This is a genomic window from Fimbriimonas sp. LA-C6 (assembly GCF_055398105.1).
In genome coordinates this window covers 3,383,769-3,408,760 of the sequence record NZ_AP038796.1, presented here as the reverse complement: position 1 = coordinate 3,408,760, position 24,992 = coordinate 3,383,769, and the positions used below count along the sequence as shown (strand labels likewise).

At 55.1% G+C, this 24,992-nt stretch carries 21 protein-coding genes; 8 read left to right on the top strand and 13 right to left on the bottom strand.

What is annotated here, in order from left to right; translation table 11 throughout:
• Positions 1 to 76: 76 nt before the first annotated feature.
• The gene (locus tag ACZ51B_RS15710) at positions 77 to 970 is read right to left on the bottom strand and encodes a ChaN family lipoprotein (RefSeq protein ID WP_464294288.1); all 894 of its coding nucleotides are present in this window, start codon (positions 968 to 970) and stop codon (positions 77 to 79) included.
• A gap of 38 nt (positions 971 to 1,008) precedes the next feature.
• Here ACZ51B_RS15710 and ACZ51B_RS15705 point away from each other — a divergent pair, with 38 nt between their 5' ends.
• From ACZ51B_RS15705 to ACZ51B_RS15675, 7 genes are all read left to right on the top strand, one after another.
• Positions 1,009 to 1,629 (top strand): hypothetical protein, encoded by a 621-nt coding sequence (locus ACZ51B_RS15705; RefSeq protein WP_464294287.1) that lies wholly within the window; start codon positions 1,009 to 1,011, stop codon positions 1,627 to 1,629.
• 68 nt (positions 1,630 to 1,697) lie between these two features.
• Positions 1,698 to 2,372: a PEP-CTERM sorting domain-containing protein gene (locus tag ACZ51B_RS15700; protein WP_464294286.1), complete on the top strand. Its 675-nt coding sequence runs from the start codon at positions 1,698 to 1,700 to the stop codon at positions 2,370 to 2,372.
• 34 nt (positions 2,373 to 2,406) lie between these two features.
• Positions 2,407 to 3,063: a PAQR family membrane homeostasis protein TrhA gene (gene trhA / locus ACZ51B_RS15695; RefSeq protein WP_464294285.1), complete on the top strand. Its 657-nt coding sequence runs from the start codon at positions 2,407 to 2,409 to the stop codon at positions 3,061 to 3,063.
• Positions 3,064 to 3,082: 19 nt separating this feature from the next.
• Positions 3,083 to 4,264: a DNA glycosylase AlkZ-like family protein gene (locus ACZ51B_RS15690; protein WP_464294284.1), complete on the top strand. Its 1,182-nt coding sequence runs from the start codon at positions 3,083 to 3,085 to the stop codon at positions 4,262 to 4,264.
• Between the two features lie 73 nt (positions 4,265 to 4,337).
• Entirely contained in the window at positions 4,338 to 7,274 is a 2,937-nt protein-coding gene (locus ACZ51B_RS15685) for a WD40/YVTN/BNR-like repeat-containing protein (RefSeq protein ID WP_464294283.1), read from the top strand.
• Between the two features lie 89 nt (positions 7,275 to 7,363).
• The gene (locus ACZ51B_RS15680; protein WP_464294282.1) at positions 7,364 to 8,128 is read left to right on the top strand and encodes a TerC family protein; all 765 of its coding nucleotides are present in this window, start codon (positions 7,364 to 7,366) and stop codon (positions 8,126 to 8,128) included.
• Positions 8,129 to 8,770: 642 nt separating this feature from the next.
• Complete coding sequence (locus tag ACZ51B_RS15675) at positions 8,771 to 8,914, top strand: hypothetical protein (protein ID WP_464294281.1); 144 nt, start codon at positions 8,771 to 8,773, stop codon at positions 8,912 to 8,914.
• Positions 8,915 to 9,032: 118 nt separating this feature from the next.
• Here the strand turns inward: ACZ51B_RS15675 and ACZ51B_RS15670 are convergent, their stop codons facing one another.
• The 7 genes from ACZ51B_RS15670 to ACZ51B_RS15640 all read right to left on the bottom strand — a co-directional run bounded on the left by ACZ51B_RS15670 (position 9,033) and on the right by ACZ51B_RS15640 (position 19,213).
• On the bottom strand, positions 9,033 to 10,031 hold the full coding sequence (locus ACZ51B_RS15670; protein ID WP_464294280.1) for an aldo/keto reductase: 999 nt from the start codon (positions 10,029 to 10,031) through the stop codon (positions 9,033 to 9,035).
• A gap of 75 nt (positions 10,032 to 10,106) precedes the next feature.
• Positions 10,107 to 11,036, bottom strand: coding sequence for a homoserine kinase (thrB, locus tag ACZ51B_RS15665; protein WP_464294279.1), 930 nt, complete (start codon positions 11,034 to 11,036; stop codon positions 10,107 to 10,109).
• Positions 11,033 to 12,118 (bottom strand): threonine synthase, encoded by a 1,086-nt coding sequence (gene thrC / locus ACZ51B_RS15660; RefSeq protein ID WP_464294278.1) that lies wholly within the window; start codon positions 12,116 to 12,118, stop codon positions 11,033 to 11,035. Before thrC ends, thrB begins: the two co-directional genes overlap by 4 nt.
• A gap of 93 nt (positions 12,119 to 12,211) precedes the next feature.
• A complete protein-coding gene (locus ACZ51B_RS15655; protein ID WP_464294277.1) occupies positions 12,212 to 13,264 on the bottom strand; it encodes an FRG domain-containing protein in 1,053 nt (350 codons plus the stop codon).
• 80 nt (positions 13,265 to 13,344) lie between these two features.
• Positions 13,345 to 14,484 carry a M20/M25/M40 family metallo-hydrolase gene (locus tag ACZ51B_RS15650; RefSeq protein WP_464294276.1) on the bottom strand — a complete coding sequence of 380 codons (1,140 nt, stop codon included), beginning with the start codon at positions 14,482 to 14,484 and terminating at the stop codon, positions 13,345 to 13,347.
• An 8-nt stretch (positions 14,485 to 14,492) separates the two neighbouring features.
• Positions 14,493 to 16,640 carry a diguanylate cyclase gene (locus ACZ51B_RS15645; RefSeq protein ID WP_464294275.1) on the bottom strand — a complete coding sequence of 716 codons (2,148 nt, stop codon included), beginning with the start codon at positions 16,638 to 16,640 and terminating at the stop codon, positions 14,493 to 14,495.
• A gap of 314 nt (positions 16,641 to 16,954) precedes the next feature.
• Positions 16,955 to 19,213 carry an FtsK/SpoIIIE family DNA translocase gene (locus tag ACZ51B_RS15640; protein ID WP_464294274.1) on the bottom strand — a complete coding sequence of 753 codons (2,259 nt, stop codon included), beginning with the start codon at positions 19,211 to 19,213 and terminating at the stop codon, positions 16,955 to 16,957.
• A gap of 146 nt (positions 19,214 to 19,359) precedes the next feature.
• Between ACZ51B_RS15640 and ACZ51B_RS15635 the strand changes: the two genes are divergently transcribed.
• Positions 19,360 to 20,994: an aspartate:alanine exchanger family transporter gene (locus ACZ51B_RS15635; protein ID WP_464294273.1), complete on the top strand. Its 1,635-nt coding sequence runs from the start codon at positions 19,360 to 19,362 to the stop codon at positions 20,992 to 20,994.
• A gap of 4 nt (positions 20,995 to 20,998) precedes the next feature.
• On the opposite strand, the gene ACZ51B_RS15630 is transcribed toward ACZ51B_RS15635, so the two are convergent.
• From ACZ51B_RS15630 to ACZ51B_RS15610, 5 genes are read right to left on the bottom strand one after another with little or no spacing between them, the layout of a single operon-like run.
• The gene (locus ACZ51B_RS15630) at positions 20,999 to 22,195 is read right to left on the bottom strand and encodes an FtsW/RodA/SpoVE family cell cycle protein (protein ID WP_464294272.1); all 1,197 of its coding nucleotides are present in this window, start codon (positions 22,193 to 22,195) and stop codon (positions 20,999 to 21,001) included.
• Positions 22,188 to 22,796 (bottom strand): hypothetical protein, encoded by a 609-nt coding sequence (locus tag ACZ51B_RS15625; RefSeq protein ID WP_464294271.1) that lies wholly within the window; start codon positions 22,794 to 22,796, stop codon positions 22,188 to 22,190. Before ACZ51B_RS15625 ends, ACZ51B_RS15630 begins: the two co-directional genes overlap by 8 nt.
• A complete protein-coding gene (locus ACZ51B_RS15620) occupies positions 22,796 to 23,413 on the bottom strand; it encodes a hypothetical protein (protein ID WP_464294270.1) in 618 nt (205 codons plus the stop codon). Before ACZ51B_RS15620 ends, ACZ51B_RS15625 begins: the two co-directional genes overlap by 1 nt.
• Positions 23,413 to 24,234 carry a TapB family protein gene (locus tag ACZ51B_RS15615; RefSeq protein ID WP_464294269.1) on the bottom strand — a complete coding sequence of 274 codons (822 nt, stop codon included), beginning with the start codon at positions 24,232 to 24,234 and terminating at the stop codon, positions 23,413 to 23,415. Before ACZ51B_RS15615 ends, ACZ51B_RS15620 begins: the two co-directional genes overlap by 1 nt.
• Complete coding sequence (locus ACZ51B_RS15610) at positions 24,231 to 24,989, bottom strand: hypothetical protein (protein WP_464294268.1); 759 nt, start codon at positions 24,987 to 24,989, stop codon at positions 24,231 to 24,233. Before ACZ51B_RS15610 ends, ACZ51B_RS15615 begins: the two co-directional genes overlap by 4 nt.
• Between the last annotated feature and the right edge of the window lie 3 nt (positions 24,990 to 24,992).

The following is a 24,992-nucleotide window of genomic DNA, read 5'->3' as shown; positions in this document are numbered from 1 at the left end:
GTCGTGCCATTTTTCTGTCGTGGACCCTTGTCCATTTAACTTATCGGCCAACCTCAATATTTCTTTAGGGCTTTTTTTACAAATGGCCCAAAATTTGCTTCTTCGGACTTACGAACACGAAATCAGCAAGTCCCCTCGCCACCTTTACAGGTTCGTCGGATTCGATCATCACAATATTAACACCAGTTTTCCGAGTCCGCTTCTGAATACGAAAATTAATGCCCTGGCCATACATCACGTGCCCAGATCCAGCAATCACCACGAACACGGCGTCCCGAGCAGGCTTCGCCTTCTCAATATATTTCAGCGCCGTATCCGCCATCCCCTCATCCCAAAGAACCTGGGCGGAGTAGATGTTCTCCCCAGCAGTCCCAGTCATCGGATGACCACCCATCATCGCACCAAAAATCTGCCGGTGCTGCTCATTCGTCAAAGACATCTCAGCAGGTAGCTCAGCCTTCGCCTCAGCACTCAAACCCGCAAACCCACTCTTCCCAACCGCCCGAACCCACTCACGCGGCACATTCAAACCAATCACAGGGAGCTTATTCGTTCGCACTGCTTCCAGTAAGGGCTTGTAGAACTTATAGTCATAACCCCACTGCTTCTTCCAATCCACATCGGTCAAGAACTGCTCTTCTGCCAACTCCCCGGCGGTCCACTTATCCAAAATCGACTGCTTAGGGCGAGTGATCATCTCCAACCCCACGGCCACCGGCCGCCGAGCACCCACCAAAGCCTCGACCACATCCGCCTCAAACTGCTGATGCGCAGCCGTCGCATGCTGCTCCCCAATAAACACAAAAGATTTCCGCCGCGCCTGCGCCACCACATCCTTCAGCTCAGCTGGCTTGCCAGTCCGCAAGTTCCACAGCTTCCCAGGCTCCACAGTAACTTCACCCTTAGCGCCAATTGGCAACAGCAGAGGGTCCGATTGAGCAAGCACGATGAGGCAACACAGCACAGACATGACTCGATTGTGCCCCAATACACAGGTAGCATGAACGGGTGAAGTGGGCTTTGTCACTGTGTTTCATCGGATTCGTGATCGTCGGTTGTAGTGGCAAGAAGCCAGAAGCCACCGCCACCACTTCCACCAAACCAGCTCCGGCAGCAGAACAGGATCCCGAGAAAAAGGTGTACGAACAGCTCCGAACCGGACTGTATCAAACCTCCGCCGCAAGCCAAAGCCTCGAAGACGGCTTCAAACTAGCGAAGGAACTTGCAGCCAAAACCTCCGGCGAATCCAAAGAAGCACTCCTCGATGTCGCAGACCACCTAGACGGCGCAGGCGCATCCATCTCCGACTTCATCGAAGAACCCCCAACTTTCGAGGATTTCCATAAGCAGTTCGCCGATTTCGATGACCGACGACTCAAATGCATCGCCGCCTCATCCGATGCCCTCACCGAAGCACGCCTTGCCAGAGGCACACTCGAAGACCTTTCCGCAAACGCCCCCAAAGAGTTCAAAGACTCCTTGGAAACCCTCACCGCATCCAACGACGAAGCCATCCAGGCCCTCAGCGAAGCAATCACAGGCATGGGCGGAAAACTCCCACCAGAAGAGATCCTCACACCGGATGACACCCTAGCACCCGACACGTCTGCATCCAAATCAACTCGCTAGCTACGGCATCCTTACGAGTTTCTTACACACTCAGATCCGCAGGCACGGTTTTTGCAGCCGTGTTCTGCATGTTCAACTCCGCAATCATCTCACGAGGAATCCTCCTCTCAGCCATGAGCCTCGGTCTCGTCGCCGCTTCCCAAGCCACCGTCATCGCCACCATCAACAGCGACACAGACGCCACCACCGTCTTCCAGGGCAGCAAGAACAGCGCCTTCACCACCCTCCCAGCCATGACTGGCCCCTATGCCACCTCCGCCTCCATGATGGTCACTCCAAACATCGACTACGCATGGAAGACCAGCCTCTCAGACGGCACGAAGACATGGAGAGGTGTCTCCAACACCGCCTATCAAGGCAGCGGCGGCTATTCCGCAATGTACGAAGTCCCATTCACCATCGCATCCTCCGTCAGCAACGCAACCCTGAACCTGAACTACTCTGTAGACGACTACCTCGGCGCCTGGAACCAGTGGGGAATGTTCATCGACGGAAACGGCATCTCCGGCTCCATCGATCTGGCATGGGGCAACTGGACCACAGAGAAATCAACCTCCCTCAGCCTCGGCGCACTCTCCGCAGGAACCCACCACCTCTACTTCAACGTAGTGAACGGCGGAGACGGCCCTTCCGGAATCATGTACAGCGGCAACATCACCACCCAAGCCGTTCCCGAACCAGCATCCATCGCAGCCATCGGAGTCGGTCTCCTCGGAGCACTCCGACGACGAAAGAAGGCCTAAACCCACCAAGTACCTGGCGCGGTATTCTTATGGAATGCCGCGCCAATTTCGGCTTCCCAAGGAGCCGTTCTGTGGCTTCTCCCACTGGCTGGGAGTCGCACTTTCAGTGGTAGGAATCGGATTCCTCCTCATCAATTCCATCGGTAAGCCAACGCATCTCATCGCGTTCAGCATCTACGGATTCGCACTGATCAGCCTGTACCTGGCAAGCTCCCTCTACCACTCACTCCATGTGAGCGAAGACAAAGAGAAGTTCCTTCGCAAGTTCGATCACTCCGGAATCTTCCTCCTCATCTCAGGAACCTACGTCCCCGTCTGCCTCATCGCCCTCCCAAGCGGCCTCTGCTGGACTCTCCTCACACTCCAAGCATCCCTAGCCGCCTTCGGAATCATAGGAACCTTCGTCATGAAGAAGTTCCCCTCCGTGCTCAACGTGGTGCTCTACCTCGTCATGGGCTGGATGGCCGTCGCAGCCCTTGGCTACATCTCCCACAACTGGCCCCACTACGCCAGCAACTGGCTCGTAGCAGGTGGCCTCATCTACACATTCGGAGCCGTCATCTACGCCACCGACAAACCCCACCTCGTCCCAGGCAAGTTCAGTGCCCACGACCTCTGGCACATCTTCGTCCTCGCCGGAAGCTTCTGCCACTTCGCTCTCATGGCAACCTATATCGTCCACCTTCCGTAAGTGTTAAACTGGCCTCGTTGTGTCACATGCCACGCTAAAGCTGTCTAAAAATGATGTTCGCCAAGCCCTCATCAAGTACCAGCTCCAAACGGGCGACATCTCCCAAATCTTCGACCGCATACGCAGCGTCCAGTTCGACCCTCTCCAACCAGTAGGCTGCAACCACGACCTAGTACTCCAAGCACGCGTGGAAGGCTACAAAGTAGGCGATTGGAAAATACACGCCTACGACCAACGAAAAATCTACGACGGCTGGGACAAACAGGCCAGCCTTATCCCCTTCTCCGGCTGGCACGCCAGACGGATCTTCCACAAACTGCACGAAGCTCACTTCAAAACGATCTTCAACGAATACGAACACGCCATCACCGCGGTCCTCGAAGAGCTAGAAAAACGTGGCCCCCTCACACCCAAAGAGTTCGACTTCCAAGAGCGAAACGCCGAGTGGAAATCCCACTGGTACAGCCCCAACGTCACCAAACGAGCCCTCCGAGCGCTCTGGCACACAGGCCGAGTCATGACCCACGGCCGCCGAGGACAACACCACGTCTATGACCTCACCGAACGCGTCGTCCCGGGCGAATACCTGACGAACGCCCCGATGACCGACCAAGAATCGCTCCAACAGATCCTCCTAGACCGCCACAAAGCCATCGGAATCCTCCGCCCAACCGCATCCTACGAAGTCTGGGCCATCAACCTAAAATCCGCAGAAAAGAACGCGATCTTCAAAGATCTAGTCGAACAGAAAGCCCTGGTGAAAGTAGACGTAGAAGGCACCGCAGCCCATGCCACACCAGAATTCCTGAGCCTGCTCGAAACATCCCCAGCCCCCAAAAGAGTCGTCTTCCTCGGCCCTCTCGATCAAATCATGTGGGACCGCAAAATGGTCAACCACCTCTTCGGCTTCGACTACATCTGGGAAGTCTACAAACCCGAATCCCAAAGAAAATGGGGCTACTACGTGCTCCCAGTCCTCAACGGCGACCGCTTCGTAGCCAGGTTCGACTCCTGGTGCCGAGCAGGCGTCCTCGAAATCAAAGCCTGGCACTGGGAACCCGACCAACAACTCGCCGAACCCTTCTTCACCGACTTCGCACAAGCCATGAAACGCTTCATGGACTACTGCGACGCGAAAACCATCACGTTCCCACCAGGAACCGATCCACGCCTACAAGAAAGCCTAGCATCGCTTTTGTAGCGATTTGCTGCAACTAATATGCAGCACTACGAAACATCCCCTTAATGTTTGGGGGTAGAAACTGCGTAAGCCCATGTCCAAGAAAACGCTCTTTTTATTTGGTGTTGCCGCCCTCGCTGCTGGCTCCTATGCTCAAGTCGACCCCGATATGGAAGCTGGGGGAGAAGGAACAAGTCAGGCAAGAAAAGACGACCGTGCCAAGTTCCACCCCACGCCCGTCAAAGGAATGCCCGCAGCAGACCGCTTCGCCTCCTACAAAAAGCGCCTCAGCTTGGAAGCAGACTCCCCATTCGGCAACGTCAAGTGGCGTAACGTAGGCCCCGAAGAACAAGGCGGACGAATTGTCGACATCGCAGCACCCCTCGGCGATCCCGGCAAACTCTACGTCGCCTACGCCACCGGTGGCCTCTACCGCTCAGACGACGACGGCCAATCTTGGACCAACCTCTGGGAAAACCAGTCCTGCTTCGGAATCGGCTCCATCGCCCTCAACAAAACCGGAACCACCATCTGGCTAGGCAGCGGCGAAGCCAACTCCCAAAGAACCAGCTACTCCGGCGACGGAGTCTACAAGAGCACCGACAGCGGCAAAACGTGGCAAAACATGGGACTCCCAGAAAGCCACCACATCAACAAAATCGTCATCGATCCACACAACGAAAACGTCGTCTGGGTCGCCGCCCTAGGTCACCTCTACTCCCAACACCCCGAGCGAGGACTCTATAAAACCACCGACGGCGGAAAAACCTGGACCCAAGTTCTCAAGGTAGACGAATACACCGGCTGCTTCGACGTCGTCCTAGACCCCAGGAACTCCAACCATGTCATCGCCAGCATGTGGGACAAAGACCGACGAGCCTGGAACTTCCGAGACAGCGGTGACGGAAGCGGCGTCTACCAGTCATTCGACGGCGGCAAGACATGGTCCAAAGTCAGCGGCCTCCCAGATAAAGACGAAGCCGGACGAATCGGCCTAGCCTGGTCAGCATCCTCGCCCAAACTCCTCATGGCCTTCGCCACAAACGACGGCGAAGATGAAGACTGGGCATTCTCAGACGAGCGCGTCCAAAGCGGCAAACTCACCCTCAAACGCTTCCTCCTCCTCACCGAAGAAACATTCGTCCAAGTCGACAAAAAGATCCTCGAAGCCTTCTTCAAACAGTATCCAGTGGACGATTGGAAGATAGAAGAACTCCCCCAACTCGTCAAAGATAAGAAAGTCACCGTCGAGAAAATCCGAGAAGCCATCCAAAAGAAGAGCCCCAAAGCCTTCGCCAAAGGTGTCGCAGGTGAAGAAGTCTATCGCTCCGATGACGGCGGCAAAACCTGGACCCGAACCCCAGGCGGCAAGCTAGGACAAGCAGGCGGCTACTACTACAACAAAGTCTGGATCAACCCCTACGACGCCAATGAGGTCTATCTCACCGGCGTCCTCCTCCACCGATCCACAGACGGCGGCAAGAACTTCGAGCCAACCGCAACAAGAGCACACGTCGACTTCCACGCAGTCTGGAACGATCCCCGCGAACCAAGAAAAGTCTGGTACGGCTGCGACGGCGGTCTCTACAGAAGCTACGACGGCGGCAAAACCGTCCAACACATCAACAACCTCAGCGTCGCACAAGCAACCACCGTCGCCGTCGATAACAAAACGCCCTACAACATCTACCTTGGCCTCCAAGACAACGGAACCATGAGGGGCCCCAGCAACTACGTCCCAGGTCAATCCGACATCAACCTCTGGAAAGATATTGGCGGTGGCGACGGAAGCCACATCGCCATCGACCCAAGAAACAGCGGCGACCTCGTCTACGCAGCCTCCCAATTCGGTGCCCACTTCGCACTCAACCAAAAGACAAACGAGTCCTGGGACGCCCGAGCCAACGCAGCAACAGGCGAACCCGCCCTCCGCTACAACTGGGTCTCCCCCCTCATTATCTCGCCTCACCAGAACGACATCATCTATCTAGGCAGCCAAAAGGTGTACCGGTCCTTCAACCAAGGCCGCAAGTGGGAAGCCATCTCCCCCGACCTCACCAAGAACCTGCCAAACGGCAACGTCCCCTACTCCACCATCAAAACCCTCTCCGAGAGCCCCATCCGATTCGGCCTCATCTACGCAGGCTGCGACGATGGCTCCGTCAAAATGACCCCCAACGGTGGATTTGAGTGGAAAGACATCTCCACACCGCTCACCAAAAAGTGGGTCTCACGCGTAGTCGCCAGCCGCTATGACGTCGCCACCGTCTACTGCTCCCAAAGCGGGTACCGAGAAGACGACTTCAGCGCCTACCTCTGGAAATCAACCGACTACGGCAAGACCTGGAAGTCGATCGTCAACAACCTCCCCAACGAGACCATCAACGTCATCCAAGAGGACCCAACCCACAAAAACATCCTCTACGTAGGAACCGACCTCGGCGTGTACGTCTCCCTCGATAACGGCGCAACCTGGGAAACCCTCCACGGAGCACTCCCACACCAGCCCGTCCACGATCTCGTGATCCAAGAAAGAGATAAGGACCTCGTCATCGGAACCCACTCCCGCGGCGCATACGTCCTCCCCCTCAAGTGGGTCTACGACATCAACAAAGACCTCCGAACAACCGACCTCACGGTAGTCGAGCTAGAAGAACTCACCTGGAGAAACAGCTGGTCCTTCGACTCCAAACCCAGAGGCCGATTCGGCCCCATGCTCAGAACCACCGTATTCGCTAAAGAAGCAGGCAAAGGCTTCCTCCGAATCAAAGACGAAAAAGGAAAAGTTCTCAAAGAGCAAGCCATCGATGCTCTCAAAGGATACAACTTCCTAGAAATGTCCCTAGAACTGGAGCCAGCCAAGCCCCACACAGTCGATGTCAAGAACAGAAAAGTAAAGACCGTAGAAGACGTCCTAGCCGACCCCTACGGCCCCGAGCGCCCCAAACTCATCGGCGTCGGCACCTACAAAGTCGAAATCGTAGTCGGCAACAAAACAATCGTCAAAGATTGGAAAATCGTCAACGATTGAACCTCAACGACAATGCTCCTATGGTCTTCTAACAACCGTAGGAGCATTTCCTGAAACGAAAACCTCCGTTTGCGGGTATCTAACCTGTAATGTTTGGTTGGTTGACAGATCCTGCCGCGTGGATAGGCCTACTCACGCTCACCGCGCTCGAAATCGTACTCGGGATCGACAACATCGTCTTCATCTCGATCCTGGCATCAAAACTGCCGCCTCAGGATCGCGAAAGAGCAAGAAAAACCGGTCTATCACTCGCGCTCTTCACCCGAATCCTCCTAGTGATGAGTGTCGGCACTGTGGCCAAGCTAACAAAGCCCCTGTTCACGCTCCCCATCGCCACGCTGTCAGCCGAAACCCGCGAAGTCTCAGGACGCGACATCATCCTCCTAGTCGGTGGACTCTTCCTCATCTACAAGTCCACCAAAGAGATCCATCAAAAACTAGAAGGATCCGACGAAGAGCATTCCGTGAAAGGCGCGCCCAAGTTCGCCGCAGTCATCGTCCAAATCCTACTCCTAGACATCATCTTCTCCCTAGACTCAGTCATCACCGCAGTAGGAATGGTCAGCCAGATCCCGGTCATGATCGCCGCCGTCGTGATCTCAGTCGCCTTCATGTTCTTCTTCTCCGGCAAGATCGCCAAATTCGTAGAAGACCACCCAACCATCAAGGTCCTAGCCCTCTCCTTCCTAGTCCTCATCGGCGCCAACCTACTAGCCGAAGGCTGCGGCCAATCCATCCCCAAAGGCTACACCTACTTCGCCATGGCCTTCGCCGTCTGCGTAGAAATGCTCAACCTAAAAGTCCGAAAAAGCTCCCCAGTAAAACTCCACAAAAGCCCCTACGACCCCGAATAACCCACCACCAACGTCAGAACCCTCTCCCTCATCCGTGAGGGACGAGGGCAGGGTGAGGGTGGACAACTTATCAATCTGTGCACTGAGCCTATTTCGTCAGACACTCATCTTGATGCTGCGCAGGTCCAAGACGATTGTCTCAAGATTTGGGCCGCATCTAGAACCGCCCTCTCCCCAGCCCCGAATGGGGTGCTCCGTGCGAGCGAAGGACGCAGTCCTGGTATCGAACCAGCCACCAACCCCAAGCGCTGCAAGCACGCTCCCCATCCCCTCCCAAGCATCCCGAATGGGATGCAAGAAAGTAGCGGTGGAGTCGAAGAACCACCGAAAGCCCTCCCAGAATCCGCACCCCGAAAGGGTGCCAGAAGCCACCAACCCTCAACAAAACCCAACCCCTCCCTGAGGTCTGAAAGACCGGCATACCAACAGCCCAGCGGCGTAAGCCCTGGGAAAGCTACAACAAAGGAAAGAGGGCTGAAAGCCCGGCATACGCAAAAACCTAACCGTCCCTTCCTCAACTACCCCCTGTCCCCAAATGGGGCGCTCCGTCAGAGCGAAGGACGCAGTCCTGGTAACCAAACCACCACCAGCCCAAAGTGCTGAAAGCACGCTCCCCATCCCCTCCGAAGCATCCCGAACGGGATGCCAGAAAGTAGCAACGGGTCGCTAGACCCGTTGAAAGCCCACCCAGAATCCGCACCCCGAAAGGGTGCCAGAAGCCACCAACCCTCAGCAACACCCAACCCCTCCGAGAGGTCCAACGGACCGGCATACGTAAAAGCCTAACCGTCCCTTCCTCAAATCCCCCAGCCCCGAATGGGGCGCTCCGTGCGAGCGAAGGACACAGTCCTGGTAATCAAACTCTAAAAGCCACACGGCAGCCAGTTCGAAACGCTCCTAAACCTCACCGGTCAATAAACGCCATCGCACCCGCCGGATACCGCTCTCCAACAGGGATAAAATCGCTCAACTCCCGAATCTCCCCCGCCGTAAGCTCAACATCCGCCGCAGCGCAATTCTGCTCCAAATACTTCAACCGCTTCGTCCCAGGAATCGGAACAATATCCTCCCCTTGAGCCAAAACCCAGGCCAAAGCCACCTGAGCCGTCGTCACACCCTTCGTCTCAGCAATCGCCTTCACCCGCTCGACAAGAGCCAGATTCTTGGCAATAGCCTCCTCCTGGAACCGAGGATGCACCTTCCGGTTATCACCCTCAATCAAATCATCCGCAGATCGGATCTCACCCGTCAAGAACCCACGCCCCAAAGGACTGTAAGCCACCAACGAGATCCCCAACTCACGAATCGTCGGCAAAATCTCCGGCTCAATATCCCGGGTCCAAAGCGAAAACTCCGTCTGAAGAGCCGCAATCGGAGCAACGGCCTGCGCACGCCGAATCGTCTCCGCACCCGCCTCAGAAAGACCGATATTCTTGATCTTCCCTTCCCACTTAAGCTCCGCCAGCGCCCCAACCGTGTCTTCAATCGGAACCCGAGGATCCACCCGGTGCTGATAGTAAAGATCAATATGATCCACACCCAGCCGCTGCAAGCTCAGCTCACAACACTTCCGCACATACTCGGGCGTCCCATCCACAATGTAAGGCGCGTTCGCCGCCACCTGATCCTGGTGCGAAGTGATCGAGCGATCAATCACATTCCCAAACTTGGTGGCCAGGAAAACCTTCTCGCGGTGCCCCTTCAGAACCTTCGCCAAGAGCAGTTCATTAGCCCCAGCGCCATAAAGGTCCGCCGTATCCCAGTGGTTCACCCCAAGCTCAAGCGAACGCTCAAGAACCTTGATCGATTCCTCATCAGCAGGCGTGCCATAGGCCCAGCTCATCCCCATGCAGCCCAGACCGATCTCGCCAACGACATTGCTTCCAATCTTTCGTGTTTTCATTGTTCGCTCCAACGGTCTAAAGCATACGAAACTCGAGCGCGCTCTAAGTCAAGCCCTCCCCGAAAATACCAGACCCTAAACCGGCAACCGACCCACGTGAGTCCCGCGAGCCGTCGCATCCAGGATCCAATACCGCGCATTCAGACCGGCCTCAGTAAACGCCGTCTTCATCCCGCGCCCAATCCGGTCGTACCCCTCACGAGCAAACGCAATCACACCCGGCCCTGCACCACTCAGGCACACACAAACCGCGCCCGCCTCCAAAGCCGCCTGCTTCGCCGCACTAGCCCCCGGAATAGCCGGAAGCCGATAAGGCTCGTGAATCCGGTCGTTCATCGCCTGAGCCAGCAACGTGTCGTCCCCAGACCGCAATGCCTCGGAAACCAACATCGCCCGACCAATATTGAAAATAGCATCCGACTTCGAATAGCTATCCGGCAAAGCAGCCCGAGCCGTCGTCGTCAAATAGTGGTACTCCGGCACACAAACCACGGTCTTGATCGGCAGATGCGGAACACGCTGAGTCAGAACACCCTTCTCATCCGGCACCACAATCACAAACCCACCCAGCAGCGCAGGAGCCACGTTGTCGCCATGCCCCTCAATCGCCACTGACCGCTCCAGCACAGCCACCATATCCAGCTCGCTCGGATCAACGCCCTTGCTGGCCTGCGTAATCGCCTGGGAGAACAACACCCCAGCCAAAGTAGCCGTCGAACTGCTCCCAAGCCCACTCGCGCAAGGAATCGTGTTGTGACAAACAATCCGCACGCCCTTCGGCACCGGCAGCCCCATCCGCTCCAACTCGGAGTTCATGATGGAAACCGTGAGGTTGCTCGCATCGGTAGGCAACTTGCCGGCCCCTTCGCCCAGCGTCTCCACCTCAACCCCAGGCTCCTCCTTCAGATACAGTTCAAACGTATTCCAAAGGTCCAGCGCAAGCCCCATGCAGTCAAAACCGGGGCCCAGATTCGCAGTCGTTGCAGGAATTCGAACTCGGATCATGCGCCCAACCTCTTAGCCAAAGCCTCAAACGTCGAAGGAATCGCCGCAGCAATCTGATGCCCCTCAACCGCAGAGTCCGGGTCCTTCAGACCATGGCCAGTAAGCACCGTCACAACGCACTTTCCTTCCACTGAAATCGAACCATTCGCCACAGACTTCCGCAGCCCAGCAAGCCCCGCAGCCGACGAAGGCTCGCAGAACACACCCTCAAGCCGCGCCACCAGATGATAAGCATCAAAAATCTCCTCATCCGTCACTGCCAAGATATGCCCGTTCGACTCCTTCAAAGCCGCCAAAGCCTGATCCCAACGCGCAGGGTTGCCAATGCGAATCGCCGTTGCCTTGGTATCCGGATGATCCACACGCTTGCCCAAAACAATCGGAGCCGCACCCGCAGCCTGAGCACCCAAAAGCTGCGGCCGCTTCTGCGCCCCAGAACAGCTCGCGCCGAACTTGGTGCAGTTCCCACCACAGCATTCGGTAAAGCCCTTCCAATAAGCAGTAATGTTGCCCGCGTTGCCCACTGGCAAACACAGCCAATCTGGAAACGCTCCCAACTGCTCACAAACCTCCCAAGCCGCAGTCTTCTGACCTTCCAATCGAGCCGGATTCACCGAGTTGACCAAAGCAATCGGCAGCTTCTCTGACACTTCCCGCACCATCCGCAGCCCGTCGTCAAACGATCCTTCAATCGGGACGACCTCTGCGCCATATGCCAGCGCCCCAGCCAATTTCCCCATCGCAATCTTGCCATCCGGAATCAGCACGAAACACTTAAGCCCAGCCCGCGCCGCATAAGCAGCAGCACTCGCAGCCGTGTTTCCAGTAGAGGCACAAATCACCACCGAAGCGCCGTCAGCAACGGCCTGGGTAATGGCAGTGGTCATACCGCGATCTTTAAAAGATCCGGTCGGATTCAAGCCTTCATATTTAAGGAACAGTTCACAGCCAGGCGCAATCTCAGCAGCGAGACGAGGCGCTGGAATGAGAGGTGTGTTCCCTTCGAATAACGTTACCGGCGAGACGGATTTGGAAATTTCCATCCTGTCGCCGTACCGATCGATCAAACCCCTCCAATTCATGGACCCTTAGTATTGATCGAATTGAGCCCACTTTGAACCTATTCTAAATTTTTTCTTAATCGGTGACCTGTCGTGGTCACATGATCGATCAGTTTAGAGTCGATCCCCGTAGTAATCGAACATACTTCCACGGGACGGCCGGTCTCCAAGCCCTTGATAGTCGTAATGGTCGAGGGATAGGTTCAGATCTTCCATTTGCCCAACAATGTCGGGGAAGAGCGTCTGCTGCCGTACATTCATCTGCCTAAGATCGAGAAGGTAGCTAAGCGCCTCTTCTGCCGGCAACGTGTAGAGTTTGAGCTCAGCGTCAAAGCTAGTATTGCCTTGCTCATCATATAGAACGGAAAGCACGTGATCTAAGGGTAGATCAGGTGTAACTCTGACGAAGCTTCCCTGTTGTGCAACCAAGCGTTCATTGCGGTAGCTGTGAGGAAATACATTTTCAACCCTAATCTTAAGAGCGGGTACTGAAACCACTTGACCATTTAAAACCTTCGACCATTGATCCTGCTGGGCGATCTCTTTCGCATCCTTACCCTGAACAACTACTCGTTCTACTGGGAAACGCCATTTATTACAAGGAATCTTCCACACAGCAATGCGCCCGTTTGGACGGATGACATTACTAGATTTCGCCGCCAACAGAGCGTCACGGGCTGCGAAAAACAGGGCCACATAAGGAGAGTAAGAGACATCAATTAACGGCGTACATAGGCCGAAATGTTGACCAACTGATAGCAGTTCGTTGTACCGTTCACGATTCTCAGAAATTTCTTTGCTAAGTATCTCTTCTCTAAAGAGTAAACGCAAATGTGGGTCCGTTTCAATTGCATTTTGTATAGGGCGACTTGCAATTTCTAGTCGGTCTTCCACAGCCTGTGCAACGACAGGGATGTGCCTAGAATTTTCACCCATTTTGATGACGTAATCATAAGAGAGCATTCGACGTTGTTCAGCGCGAAATGCAGATGACGTTATTCTCCAACTAGAGCTAGCTTGTCCCCTCCAAGCTACGCCGTGGACGTGGCTAAATTTGGACACTTCCTCGACGAAGTGTCTAAAATTCGTAAGTTCAACAGCTTCGATCTCGGGATGTTCTGGAAATGGATAGGGAGCAAAGCTTCTTGGATGCGTCTCTTTGGTCATAACTATTGCTAATCAGTACATTTAAATCGACGTTCCCGAATCTCGTGACGATTCAAGACGTGCTGAACACAGCCCAAGAGCTAATCTGCAACTACCGGAATGCCGCCAAAAGCGCCAACGGCAAAGAAGCAGTCGTCTTTACTTTGCAAATCGAAAGTGGCGTGATCCACAGCCCCGACCTTCTTAAAGTGAGTCCAAACCCCGCTCGCAGTGTCGCGCCAATACACGATGTACTCCGTCCCAGGCACCCCGTGCCAAGTAACCGTCGTGCTATGCCCCTGCTTCCGATCAATCCGCACCACTGTCGGCGCAGCACCCGCATTTGCCAACCGATCCAAGGCAAGCAGGTTCAACTTAAACACCCGCTCCAGGTACGCAAAATCCATGTTCTCAGGAGTGTCCTCAACCGTGTGCTGATGGCTGTACTCCTCATGAACTTCCACCAACCGAACAGCGGTAAACCCTAAGTTGTTAAAAGGCGTATGGTCCCCGCCCCGCCCAAACCGGTCCTTGCGGAACACCAGCTTCACACCAAACCCACGCTGACCCTCAGTCCGCTGCAACCACTCCATCCAGCGGGCCAACTCCCGGCTCTGGTGCTTGCCCGACTCCTCACTGAACACCCGAACATGCTTCGGATCGCTCTGCCCCAAAAGGTTCTTGCTAGATCCAACAGTGTCGTTGCTCAAAACCGCATCGATCACCCATCCCTCAGCCTTCGCCCGCTTCGCAAGCGCCTCCGATCCAAACAGCCCCTGCTCCTCGCCCGAAAACGCCACGAACACCATCTTCCGAGCCCGCTTCCGCTTGGCCATCTCACGAGCGCACTGCAAGGTCACACTCACCCCGCTCGCATCATCATTCGCCCCAGGGGACCGTCCCGTATAAACATCCGCCTGAAGATTGATCGTGTCCATATGGCCACCTATCAAAACCACACCCGGCAAAGCCCTCTCAAGATTCGGCTCCAGAGTCGCCACAACCTGAACCACATCCGCATCCTTCGGAACTCTCGGCCCCTTCGCCACGTGGTACCGCATCAACTCCACCTTCATCCCAGGAATCTTCCCAAACTCCTCCGCCAACCAATGTGCGGCCTGCTCAAGTTCAGGGGTCGAGGTGTTGCGCGTGTGATAGGAAGCGAGCTTCTCAACGGTCGCTCTCAGGTCAGATTGAGTCGTAGTCATCAACAAAATGGCCAAGCTGCAAACAGCAAGCATGGACTATCTTACGACTCTTTCGAAGAAGAATTGCGAGTGGACGCCTGAGTCACACGATCTCGCCCCGCATGTTTCGACTCATAAAGAGCCCGATCAGCTTCCGAAACAAGGTGAGACTTCGCTTCCCGACCCGGCTTCAATTCCGCACAGCCAAAACTCGCTGTAACGCCCTGCTCGCCAAGCTGAGACAAACGCAACGCCACACGGATCCGTTCAGCCAAACACACAGCCTCTTCAGCACTCGTCTCCGGCAGGATCAAAGCAAACTCTTCACCGCCATACCGAACCACAAAATCACTGCTTCGAGAAGTCTGCAAGAGAACCTGCGCAAACTCCTTCAGCATCGTATCGCCCGTCGGGTGACCATACCGATCGTTGTACAGCTTGAAGTGATCCACGTCAGCCAAAACCAGGGACAACTTCGAGCCATAACGCAGAGCCCGATCCACCTCTTCACCCAACCGCTCCTGAAAAGCACGATGGTTCTTCAGCCCGGTAAGCCCATCAGTCCATGCAAGACTGTTCAGCCGGACATTCACCTCTTCAAGCTCTCGCTGACGAATCTCCAACTCTGAGGTGGTCTTGCTAAGCAGATCCATCCGCTGCTCAACACCCAACTCGTACTCCTTCTGCTCAGTCACATCCAGAGCCACACCCAAAACCTGAGTCGGCTCCCCACCAGAGTTCCGCTCGAAAACACTGTGATTGCAGTGGAACCACCGATACTGCCCATTCCGAGCCTTCAACCTCAAGAAGATCTCAGAAGTCGTCTTGAGGTCCTTAAGGTGAATCCGCAATGTATGGCGATCCTCTGGATGCAGAAGATTCCAAATAGGCTGCTGCCCCATGTCGTCCAACACCGACTGCGTATAACCCAGATCCAACAAGAAGTCGCGATTCCGATAGACCATCCGATCCGAATCGAAATCCCACAGATAGATGTAGTTCGGCGTCGCCTCGGCAATACGCTGGAGGAACCGCTCGCTCCTCTGGATAGCCAGTTCCGCCCGCTTCCGCTGCGTAATATCTGAAGCCCGAATAGTAATCCCATCCGCAAGAGGCACCAGCTGGTACTGCATCCAGACTTCCCGCAGGCCACCCATCACAATGTGGATCTTCTCTTCAGTAGCCTTCTGAGTCTCAAACACTGAGATACATTTCTCAAGGAACCCATCCGCCCGAGTCGCCGGAGCTACCTGACCCAACAACTTGCCAACCGCCTCTGCCCGCTGAATGCCCAACAGCGCCTCAGTGCTGCTATTCATCTCAACCACCACAAAGTCAGAAGCAATCCCATCCCGGTTTCGCGCAACCCGCAGAATCAGCTGAGCATCTGGAGTCCCATCCGCAACCGCCCGAAGCATCTGAGCACTTTCACGCAGCCGCTGCTCTTCTCGATGAGCATCCGAAACGTCGACAGCCGTACCCACAACCCGAGAAACCCGACCCGACTCATCGCAAATGGCCCGACCCCGAACCCATACCCAAGCGTATGTCCCCTCTTTCCTAGCGACACGCACCTGCACCGAAATTCGATCAGAACCCTCAAGTGTCCGACGCAAGGTCGATTTGTCCTCGATATGCACAAGGTCAATCCAACTCGCAACGCTCGCATCGAAGTCCCCTGCCGAATACCCGAGCATCTCGTAAAAATATTCGCTGAACCACACGCGACCGCTAGCCGGATCAAGGTCCCAAATCCCCTCATCACTCGACTCGATCGCCAGCCGCCACCGGTCATCAGAAACATGGGAGCCAGACTCAGCCTCTTTCTCAGCAGCCAGGGCCTCACTCACGCTGCCCATCACACGGACCACAACCCCCGCCGGCCCGGATACAGCGTCCCATGAACCCTTTATCAACCGTGTTTCGCCATCAGGTGTCGTTACGCGGTGGCTATAAGGATAGGAACCTGCCGCGCGTAGAACCTTCGAAAACTCACTCTTCGCCTCATCAACGTCGTTCTCATGAACATAAGCCCAGTAGTCGTCCATGGTTCCAATCCGTTCATCGGCCTCAAACCCAACAAGCTCCGCAAATCGTTCTGAAAAAGTGGTGACGTCAGTCAAAACATCATAGGTCCAGGCACTAGGAAGCGCTTGTCCTCCCGTGCTGCGCTGGTCGTTAGACATCCTCACGACCGCCGTTCTAGACATGGGAAGGACAATCGGCTCATCTGGCGGTGTCTCCCCAAAGAATGTGCCCAACATTGATCCCCGCTGGTTGCTGATAAGCCATTGTGAATCCTAGCGGGACCGTTTGTGACCGGCAATATTGCTTGCCAGCAACTTGACGAGTTTTTGAACCTAAATAACGGCACAAAAAATGCCGGAATCCACCTGCCAAAAGTCCAAAACTGGACGCGTTCAATGAGTTCCCCATACCCACCTACCTGGGGGTCACTATAAGCCTTGTCGGGCGCTCATGCAATACCAGTTTTCAGTTTTTATCAGGCAGACGGCCTCAAAACCTACTCATCAAGGCCATCGCCAATCGTCCGACCCACATCGTAGCGGGGACCCTGCCCAAACAGTTCATCAACCTCAAGCGCACTCACCAACACTTCCCGAGGTCTCGGCCCATTCTGAGGTCCCACAATAGAACGCTCTTCCATGTTGTCCAACAACCGCGAAGCCCGCTGGAAACCAATCGAAAACTTCCGCTGCAACATCGATGTCGAAGCCTGCTTCCGGTCCACAGCCCAACGAACCGCTTCCTCAAACAGCGGATCCACATCGCTGCCAAAGTCGCCGCCCTCTTTCTTCTCGTCGTGAACAGCCTCATCAATCGGATTAAGCACGTACTCCGGCGCCTGCTGCTCTCGCCAGAACTTACAAACCGCGTCGATCTCTTTCTCGCTCACATAACAGCCCTGCACACGCAACGGCTTGTTCGCATCAATCGGGCTATACAACATGTCGCCCTTACCAATAAGCGCCTCGGCACCCTTCTGGTCCAAAATCGTCCGAGAGTCAATGTGCGAGGCCACGCTAAACGCAATTCGAGAAGGAATGTTCGCCTTAATCAGACCCGTAATAACATCCACACTCGGACGCTGAGTAGCAATCACCAAGTGAATACCCACCGCACGGGCAAGCTGAGCCAAACGGACAATGACCGTCTCAACCTCAGCACCACACTGGATCATCAAGTCTGCCAACTCGTCGATGATCACCACAATGTAGGGCATCCGGTCCTGAAAACTCGCCTTTCCATTCCAGCCGTCGATGTTCCGTACGCCCTCATTGCTAAACAGGTCATACCGACGGTCCATCTCGCGCCAAACCGCCCGCAACACACCCGCCGCTTCCTTAACGTCCTTGATAACCGGACACATCAAGTGTGGAATGTGATCAAACAGCGTAAGCTCCACGCGCTTAGGGTCGATCATAACCAACCGAACATCCTTCGGCGTATTGCGCATCAACAAACTCGTGATCAACGTCGCCAACCCAATCGACTTACCTGAGTTGGTCGCACCACCAATCAACAAGTGAGGCATCTTCGTGAGGTCCGCGTACTTGTTGACGCCGCTCACGTCCTTCCCAAGCGCCACCACCAACCGTGAAGGATGGTTCCGGAACTGCACGTCGTCGCAAAGCTCCCGCAACGTAACCATCGAGGCAATCGTATTGGGCACTTCCACACCAATCGCCGCCTTGCCCGGAATCGGAGCTTCCACACGCACCTGAGAAGCCGCCATGTCCATCGCAATGTTGTCGGCCAAAGAAGTAATCCGAGCAACCCGAACACCAGGCCCAAGCTGAATCTCGTACCGAGTAACGGTCGGACCAGTCGCAACCTCCACAACCGAAGCCTCAATTCCAAACTGCTCCAGCGTGCCCTCAAGCGTCTCAATGTTCTTCTGCATCTCGGCCGGAGAACGCTTGGGCTGCAACACAGCCTCAGCAAGAAGGTTGTTAGGCGGCAACTGATACCCCTCCTTTGGAACCGGAGTATCCATGTCCAAAGAGGGAGTCTTCTCCGGCTCCCGGAAAATAGGAGCCTTCTTCGTGGGCTTCGGCGCGACCGTAGCCGCAGGAGTCACCGTCGCACGAGGATCATAGGTCTCTGTCTCAACATCGTCCGCAGCAACCTCAACCAGAGCAGACCGTCGCAACGGCTTCATGCGCTCCTCAGGAGTCTGCTGAGAACCAGGACGTGGAGCGCGCTCCCGATCAATGGTCCGAGTCTTCAGCGCCGAAGCACTCGTCTTCGCACCGCTCAACATCGTCCGAATCGGCACATCGACAGTAAGCACCAACCCAATCAGACCGAACAGAGCCAAACCGATCGGCTTGCCGACACCCAAACAAGTAGCCAGCCCCCAACCCACGATCGCCCCAAGGTATCCGCCCGAAGCAGACACCGTAGCCGGGTCAAAGAAATCGTCATGAAGAGGAGTCGCCAAGGTGCCCAGCATCGCCAAGAAAATCAGCCCGAGCCCCCACGCCAAGTGGCTCACACTAATCCCGCGCCCACGCAACAGACACACACCCAGAATCGCGAGAGTAGGAGGTACAGCCCAAGCACCCTTCCCGAATACAGTCGACAACACGGAGGACAGACTCTGTCCAATAAGTCCTGAATTTCGTGTAGCGAGCGCCGTGACAACAATCGCAGCAAGCGCAAGCGCGCAAATGCCGCAAATATCCAGCACCCGATGGGACGACGCGACAGACTCAGTCTTGCGCTTCGCTTGTGAGGTTGGGCGTGTGCTTACCTTCATCCTGATTAAGCTTCCTTGACAACCACTCCTTGGTCATCGCTTCCCAGTATACAGCTACCTCGCTCAATTCACAGGTCCTAAATGGTCAGGCCCAATCCGGAGCCTCAACGAACCGCAACAATTCGGTACAACGATAGCCTGCTCCCATGGAACCTCTCATACGTGCATTAGCCGACAACCCCCTCCTACTCCTTTTCGTGGTCTGTTCCATCGGCTACCCCCTCGGCCGAATCAAAATCGGCGGCGCAACTCTCGGCACCGCATCCGTCCTCTTCGTAGGCCTAGCCATAGGTGCCATCGACCCCAGACTCAAACTCCCCGAAATCGTGTTCCTCTTCGGGCTCTGTGTCTTCGTCTACACCATCGGCCTCAGCAGCGCACCCGGGTTCTTCAAAGCCTTCAACCGCCACAGCCTCAAAGAAGCAAGCCTAGCCTTCGTCGCACTGGCCCTAGCCGGTGTCGTAGCCCTCTTCATCGGCAAAGCCCTCGGCCTCCGCCCCTCCGAGATCTCAGGCATGTACTCAGGAGGCTTCACCAACGCCAGCGGCCTAGCAGGTGTCATCGACGGCCTCAAAGCCAAGGGAGACCTCAACCTAGCCGCTCCAGTAGTCGCCTACGCCCTCGCCTACCCAGTCGGAATCCTCGGCCCCATCGTCGTGATGGCCATCATGAAGAAGTTCTTCAAAGTAGACCTCCAAGCCGAAGCCGAAACCATCCCAAGCTACAAACGCTCCGTCCAAAAGCTGGCCCCACACACCATCCTCGTCACCAACCCCCAAGTGGTCGGCCTCACCATCGAGCAGATCGGCAAAGAAGAAGGAGTCACCGTCGTCTTCGCACGCGTCCAACGCGGCGAAACATCCATGCTCTCCACCAGCGACATGACCTTCCAACTGGACGACAAAATCGTGGTCGTTGGCCCCACCGACGAAACCCGACGCGTCATCGACCGCCTAGGAGAAGAGATCGAGTCCAACATGATCCACGACCGAACCCTCTTCGACTACCGCCGAATGTTCGTCTCCAAACCAGAAATCGCCGGACGAAGAATTGCCGAACTAGACCTACCCCGAAGCTACGGAGCCATCATCACCCGCGTTAGAAGAGGCGACTCCGAGTTCGTCCCCTCCGGCGCAACCATCCTAGAACTAGGCGACCGAGTCCGAGTACTCACCCTCAGAGAAAACCTAGAAAGAATCACCCATCTCTTCGGCGACTCCTACAAAGCCCTCTCCGATGTCGATTTCGTAAGTCTCTGCCTGGGCATCTGTATCGGCCTAGCCATCGGCCTCATCCCAATCCCCCTACCAGGAGGCATCTCCTTCCGCCTAGGCTTCGCAGGCGGCCCACTCGTCGTCGCCCTCATCGCCGGGAAACTAGGCCGCACCGGCCCCATCCTCTGGACGCTCCCCTACAGCGCCAACCTAACCCTCAGACAGTTCGGCCTACTCCTCTTCGCGGCAGGAATCGGCACAAGAGCAGGCTTCGACTTCTACAGCACCCTAGCCAGACACCAAGGCATCCCCATCTTCCTCACAGGCCTCGGCCTAACCATCGGCACGGGCTTCCTCATCATGTACGTAGGATACAAATTCCTAAAGATCCCCATGAACTCCCTCTTCGGCATCTACGCAGGAGCCCAAACCCAACCCGTTAACCTAGCCTTCGCCCTGGAACAAACCAAAAACGACCTCCCCAACATGGGCTACGCAATGATCTTCCCAGCCGCCACGATCTTCAAAATCATCGTAGCCCAACTGCTCTTTGGGTTCGGGAACTAAGAGCCTAAAACAGGATCGGCTTCTCGCGGCGACGAACGCCAAGCAGCAGCCCCACACAGGACATGCAAAGCCACAATGCCGTTCCACCAGAACTCAGGAACGGCAGCCAAAGCCCAATAACAGGCAACAGCTGCAACACCATCGCAATGTTGATCAGACAGTGGAAGGCAATCACGGCAAACACGCCCGCAGCAAGCATCTTGAAGTACGGCTCAGTAGCGTGCAGCATCACCAGGAACACCCGGTAAAAGAAGAACCCATACGCCACAAGCAAGAGCGTGCAGCCAACCAGCCCGCCCTCCTCACCCAAAACCGTGATCACAAAGTCGTTCTCTTGCTCAGGGATAAAGCCAGCGGCCTTCTGCTCCCCACGCATAAACCCAGTCCCCAAAACCCCACCGACACCAAACGCAATCTCCGCCCGATAAGCCTGATACTTCGCGTCCTGCTGCGCCTTCTCAAGCTTCTTCGCCTCGGCTTTCGAGAGCATGGCACCGCCGGTCTTGGCGGTCATGGCATTCACACGCTTGATGTGATAGTCATTGAAAACCTTCGACTTCAGCGCGGGCACATTCAACACGACTCCCGCCAAAACAACCACCAAAGCCACAAACCCACCAAGCTGCTTCACCGGAACGCCCGCAACAACCGAGATGGCAAACCAGATCACCAAGATCGTAGCCGCACCACCCATATGAGGCTGCATCCGAATCAAAATCGCGGGAATCAGCACCTGAACAAAGGAGAAAACAAACGTGGACAGCTTCTGAATCGAGTCCTGCCGGTTGGCATAATACGCCGACACCGAAATGATAATAAACAGCTTCGCCAACTCACTAGGCTGAAGCTGCCCCATATGACCAGGCAACTCAATCCAACGCCCAGCACCCTTCTTGTGGCTTCCCATAAAGAGCACAGCCACCAAAAAGATGTTGCTCAACACATAAAGCGCGCCCGAAAACCGACGCCAAACCTTAGGGTGAACCACCGTGAAAATCGTCAAAGGCACAAAGCCAACCACAAGAAAAATAAGTTGTCTCTTGAAGTTCGCCCCAGATAGCCCGCCGCTCTGCGAGAGCAAAGACATCAACCCAAACAGCAATAGAACCGCCGAGGATGAAACCAGCCCCCAATCGACTCGCTGAATCTTAAGGTTACTGGCGGCAGTGGTAAAGCCTGTGGGTCGAGTTATGCTAGCCATCGGTTGGATAGACCGGTTCGCGAACGGATGCCGGACCAAACTGCCGCTTAATGAGTCCAACTTTGGGTTCAAACCAAAAAACCAACTGCCGCGGCACTGGTTTCATATTCGAACTCACGGTAAGAGCAATGTTGACCGTAACTTTTATTGTATTTCTTGCGATAGGCCCGGTGTACAACTTTTCCGAAACTGTCGTAATAACTGCGTTCGCATTGCGTGGAATCCCACCCGTCACCATCTTCCCAGTCCAGTTCCAAGTCTGACCAACGGTCATCGGAAACTTCAAAATGTCGATCGGCGGAGAATAATCCTCCTCAGCCGCCTCAACCAACTGGAACTCATGAGCCGTAACCTTGTACTGCTCCTTCTCAAACACCTCGTTGTGACCCAGCAACTCCAGAGTCAACGCTTCACCAGAACGAGTCGAGCGCAGCTTCACCTCATACTTGGTGCCCGCAAGCACAAGCTTCGCCTTCTCGCTAACCGCTTTCTCAGGAGCAACCGACTCAATCGACTCCCAGCGCGTCGCGCTAAGCCCACTGTTGCTCTTGCAACCACAAACGAGAACAAATGAAAGCGCTAACAGACGACTCAGGTTCACTACTTTTCCTTTGTCTGCTCAACCTGTAGGAGCTTAAGATCCACATGATCCTTAATCCTCCCCACCTTAAAGTCAGAAGACGTCGAGATTAAACCGATCCCCTTTCCGAAACGAGATGTCTGCGTAATGATCTCAGCCGAACCGTTGTCCCCGCCAATAATCGCATTCACCTTGATCTCCAGAATTGGAACCCGCTGCTTTAATACTTCCTGTTCGCCCTTAAGAGTTGCCGTACCCTCGGTATATACATGTGAGTACAGCTCTTTTCCAGAGGCCGGAGTCTCGTCAAACTTCCAACTTGTCACTTTCCCGTTGAACTTGTACAACGGAATAGGGTTATTAAGCGGCTTCTTGGCGTCGTAAGCAACAATCTCCACCGCATCCTTCGACACCGTGTAGTAAGTCTTGGTAATCAACTGCCCATCGCGGTACGTAAACACGCCCGTCGCAGTAACATCCCCAATCACAACCGGCTGCTGCACCACGTCAATAGAAATGGACTCGCCCTTGGCGCGCTGTTTATAGGTCAGCTTAGTCCCGGGAACCAACGGAAAGAAATCGCTCGCATTAAACGTCTCTGTCCGAAGACCCAAAACAGCAGCGGCAAGGAGCAACATTACTTGGCCTCGACCACAGTAGTGGTTTGCTTAGGCATGCCCTGAACTTCAATCGAGATCACTTGCTTCACCTGTCCCACTCCCTTAGCCATCCAAATCTTCCCTTCAATCTTGGCAGTCTTGCCCTGAATGGTCCCAACTCCCTTGCTCTCGACAACCAAAGCATCATAAGTGCCAAGCGCGGTCGTCACTTTCTCTCGCCCAATCACCTTGGACTGATTATCAATCTGAATCTTGCCAGCAGGACCTTCAAGGTTCGTACTGTCCTTCCAAGTCGTTCCTACGGACAGTTTCGCGGGGAGTTCCAAACCTTCCGTCTTCATCTTGCCCATGGTCGATTCCAACACCGAAATCCCCTTCGGCCCAAGAGCAACCGTAGTCTTCCCTTGGTTCGCAAGAGCACCCGAGTAAGAGATCACGTAGATCGCCCGGCCATCCTTAACATCCGTCAAAGTAATCGACCGAACACCCTTCCGAGGTGCCGACGACCCATCACTCAGCTCAACATTCACATCCTTCCCGTTCGACAAACCGTAATACTCGTAAGCATCGTTCCTAATGTCCGCTGGGATCTTCTTAGTAGAAGCAACCGGCTTAGGCTCCTCCTTAACAGGCTCCGTCGGAGTAGCAGCCGGATCCTTATCCACCACCTTCGTATCCGATGGCTTCACATCAGTCGGCTTAGTCGAACTATCCGCCGGTTTCTTATCCGATGTCGTGGCAGGCTTGACAGATTCAGTCGTGGTTTCTTTCCCACCACTGCATCCAAAAACGGAAAATGCGGTCGCTCCGACGATGAGGGCTAGCAGGTGCTTTTTCATGATTGCTTCAGTGCGTAGTTCTTCAGACGAATAACCAACTCACAAACTTTGTTGGCCTTCTTGGTTCCATAAGAAAACTGTTGTTTGAACCGGATGATCCCAAGGCCAGGCTTAAACCAAGTCGTGCTCGTCCCGTCACCTTTCGTAGGCCCATCCACCGCAGATTGAGCGCTGTAGCTAAACTTACTTTCGATGGGAATCGCAGAAATAGTTCCCATCTCCGTGTCCACGTTCTGAGGCTCACCCACAGTAAACGTCATCTTGCTCGTCCCAGGATTCCCATCAGGACACATACCAGCCCCGGACCACTTAAAGGTCGAACCCGGTTTCAAAGGAAACTGAGCAACCGGCTGCGCAGGCACAAAAGGAACCGCATTCACACCCGCAGAAGCCTGGAAGAACCCGTCCTTCGTGATGTACCAGTTCTGCCGCTCAATGACCGTGTTGTCACTCGTCATCTCCAACTGAGCATGAATCTTCCCACCCGCGTTGTCCTCAACTCGCTTCGCAACCCGATAAACCACCAACCGATCAGGAGGCCCCGACTTCTTGCCGTTCACAACCTCAGAACTCTCAACCGAGTAAGTCCACTGACTCCCCTCACTCAAAGGGATAATCTTTGTCTCGTCAATGGCGCTCATCTTAAGAGGCTCAATCTCAGCCACAGGCTTGGGCACATAACCCTGGTTGCTGTTGCACCCAGCTAAGAGAGCAGCGGGGATGAGCAGAAGGAATGAACGGGTTTTCAATGTCATGGA

Bases quoted from the DNA above. Each gene is read 5' to 3' on its own strand.
- ACZ51B_RS15710 (WP_464294288.1), bottom strand. From the start codon at position 970: ATGTCTGTGCTGTGTTGCCTCATCGTGCTTGCTCAATCGGACCCTCTG.
- ACZ51B_RS15700 (WP_464294286.1), top strand. From the start codon at position 1,698: ATGTTCAACTCCGCAATCATCTCACGAGGAATCCTCCTCTCAGCCATG.
- trhA (WP_464294285.1), top strand. From the start codon at position 2,407: ATGCCGCGCCAATTTCGGCTTCCCAAGGAGCCGTTCTGTGGCTTCTCC.
- ACZ51B_RS15685 (WP_464294283.1), top strand. From the start codon at position 4,338: ATGTCCAAGAAAACGCTCTTTTTATTTGGTGTTGCCGCCCTCGCTGCT.
- ACZ51B_RS15680 (WP_464294282.1), top strand. From the start codon at position 7,364: ATGTTTGGTTGGTTGACAGATCCTGCCGCGTGGATAGGCCTACTCACG.
- ACZ51B_RS15675 (WP_464294281.1), top strand. From the start codon at position 8,771: ATGCCAGAAAGTAGCAACGGGTCGCTAGACCCGTTGAAAGCCCACCCA.
- ACZ51B_RS15670 (WP_464294280.1), bottom strand. From the start codon at position 10,031: ATGAAAACACGAAAGATTGGAAGCAATGTCGTTGGCGAGATCGGTCTG.
- thrB (WP_464294279.1), bottom strand. From the start codon at position 11,036: ATGATCCGAGTTCGAATTCCTGCAACGACTGCGAATCTGGGCCCCGGT.
- thrC (WP_464294278.1), bottom strand. From the start codon at position 12,118: ATGAATTGGAGGGGTTTGATCGATCGGTACGGCGACAGGATGGAAATT.
- ACZ51B_RS15655 (WP_464294277.1), bottom strand. From the start codon at position 13,264: ATGACCAAAGAGACGCATCCAAGAAGCTTTGCTCCCTATCCATTTCCA.
- ACZ51B_RS15650 (WP_464294276.1), bottom strand. From the start codon at position 14,484: ATGCTTGCTGTTTGCAGCTTGGCCATTTTGTTGATGACTACGACTCAA.
- ACZ51B_RS15645 (WP_464294275.1), bottom strand. From the start codon at position 16,640: ATGTCTAGAACGGCGGTCGTGAGGATGTCTAACGACCAGCGCAGCACG.
- ACZ51B_RS15640 (WP_464294274.1), bottom strand. From the start codon at position 19,213: ATGAAGGTAAGCACACGCCCAACCTCACAAGCGAAGCGCAAGACTGAG.
- ACZ51B_RS15635 (WP_464294273.1), top strand. From the start codon at position 19,360: ATGGAACCTCTCATACGTGCATTAGCCGACAACCCCCTCCTACTCCTT.
- ACZ51B_RS15630 (WP_464294272.1), bottom strand. From the start codon at position 22,195: ATGGCTAGCATAACTCGACCCACAGGCTTTACCACTGCCGCCAGTAAC.
- ACZ51B_RS15620 (WP_464294270.1), bottom strand. From the start codon at position 23,413: ATGTTGCTCCTTGCCGCTGCTGTTTTGGGTCTTCGGACAGAGACGTTT.
- ACZ51B_RS15615 (WP_464294269.1), bottom strand. From the start codon at position 24,234: ATGAAAAAGCACCTGCTAGCCCTCATCGTCGGAGCGACCGCATTTTCC.
- ACZ51B_RS15610 (WP_464294268.1), bottom strand. From the start codon at position 24,989: ATGACATTGAAAACCCGTTCATTCCTTCTGCTCATCCCCGCTGCTCTC.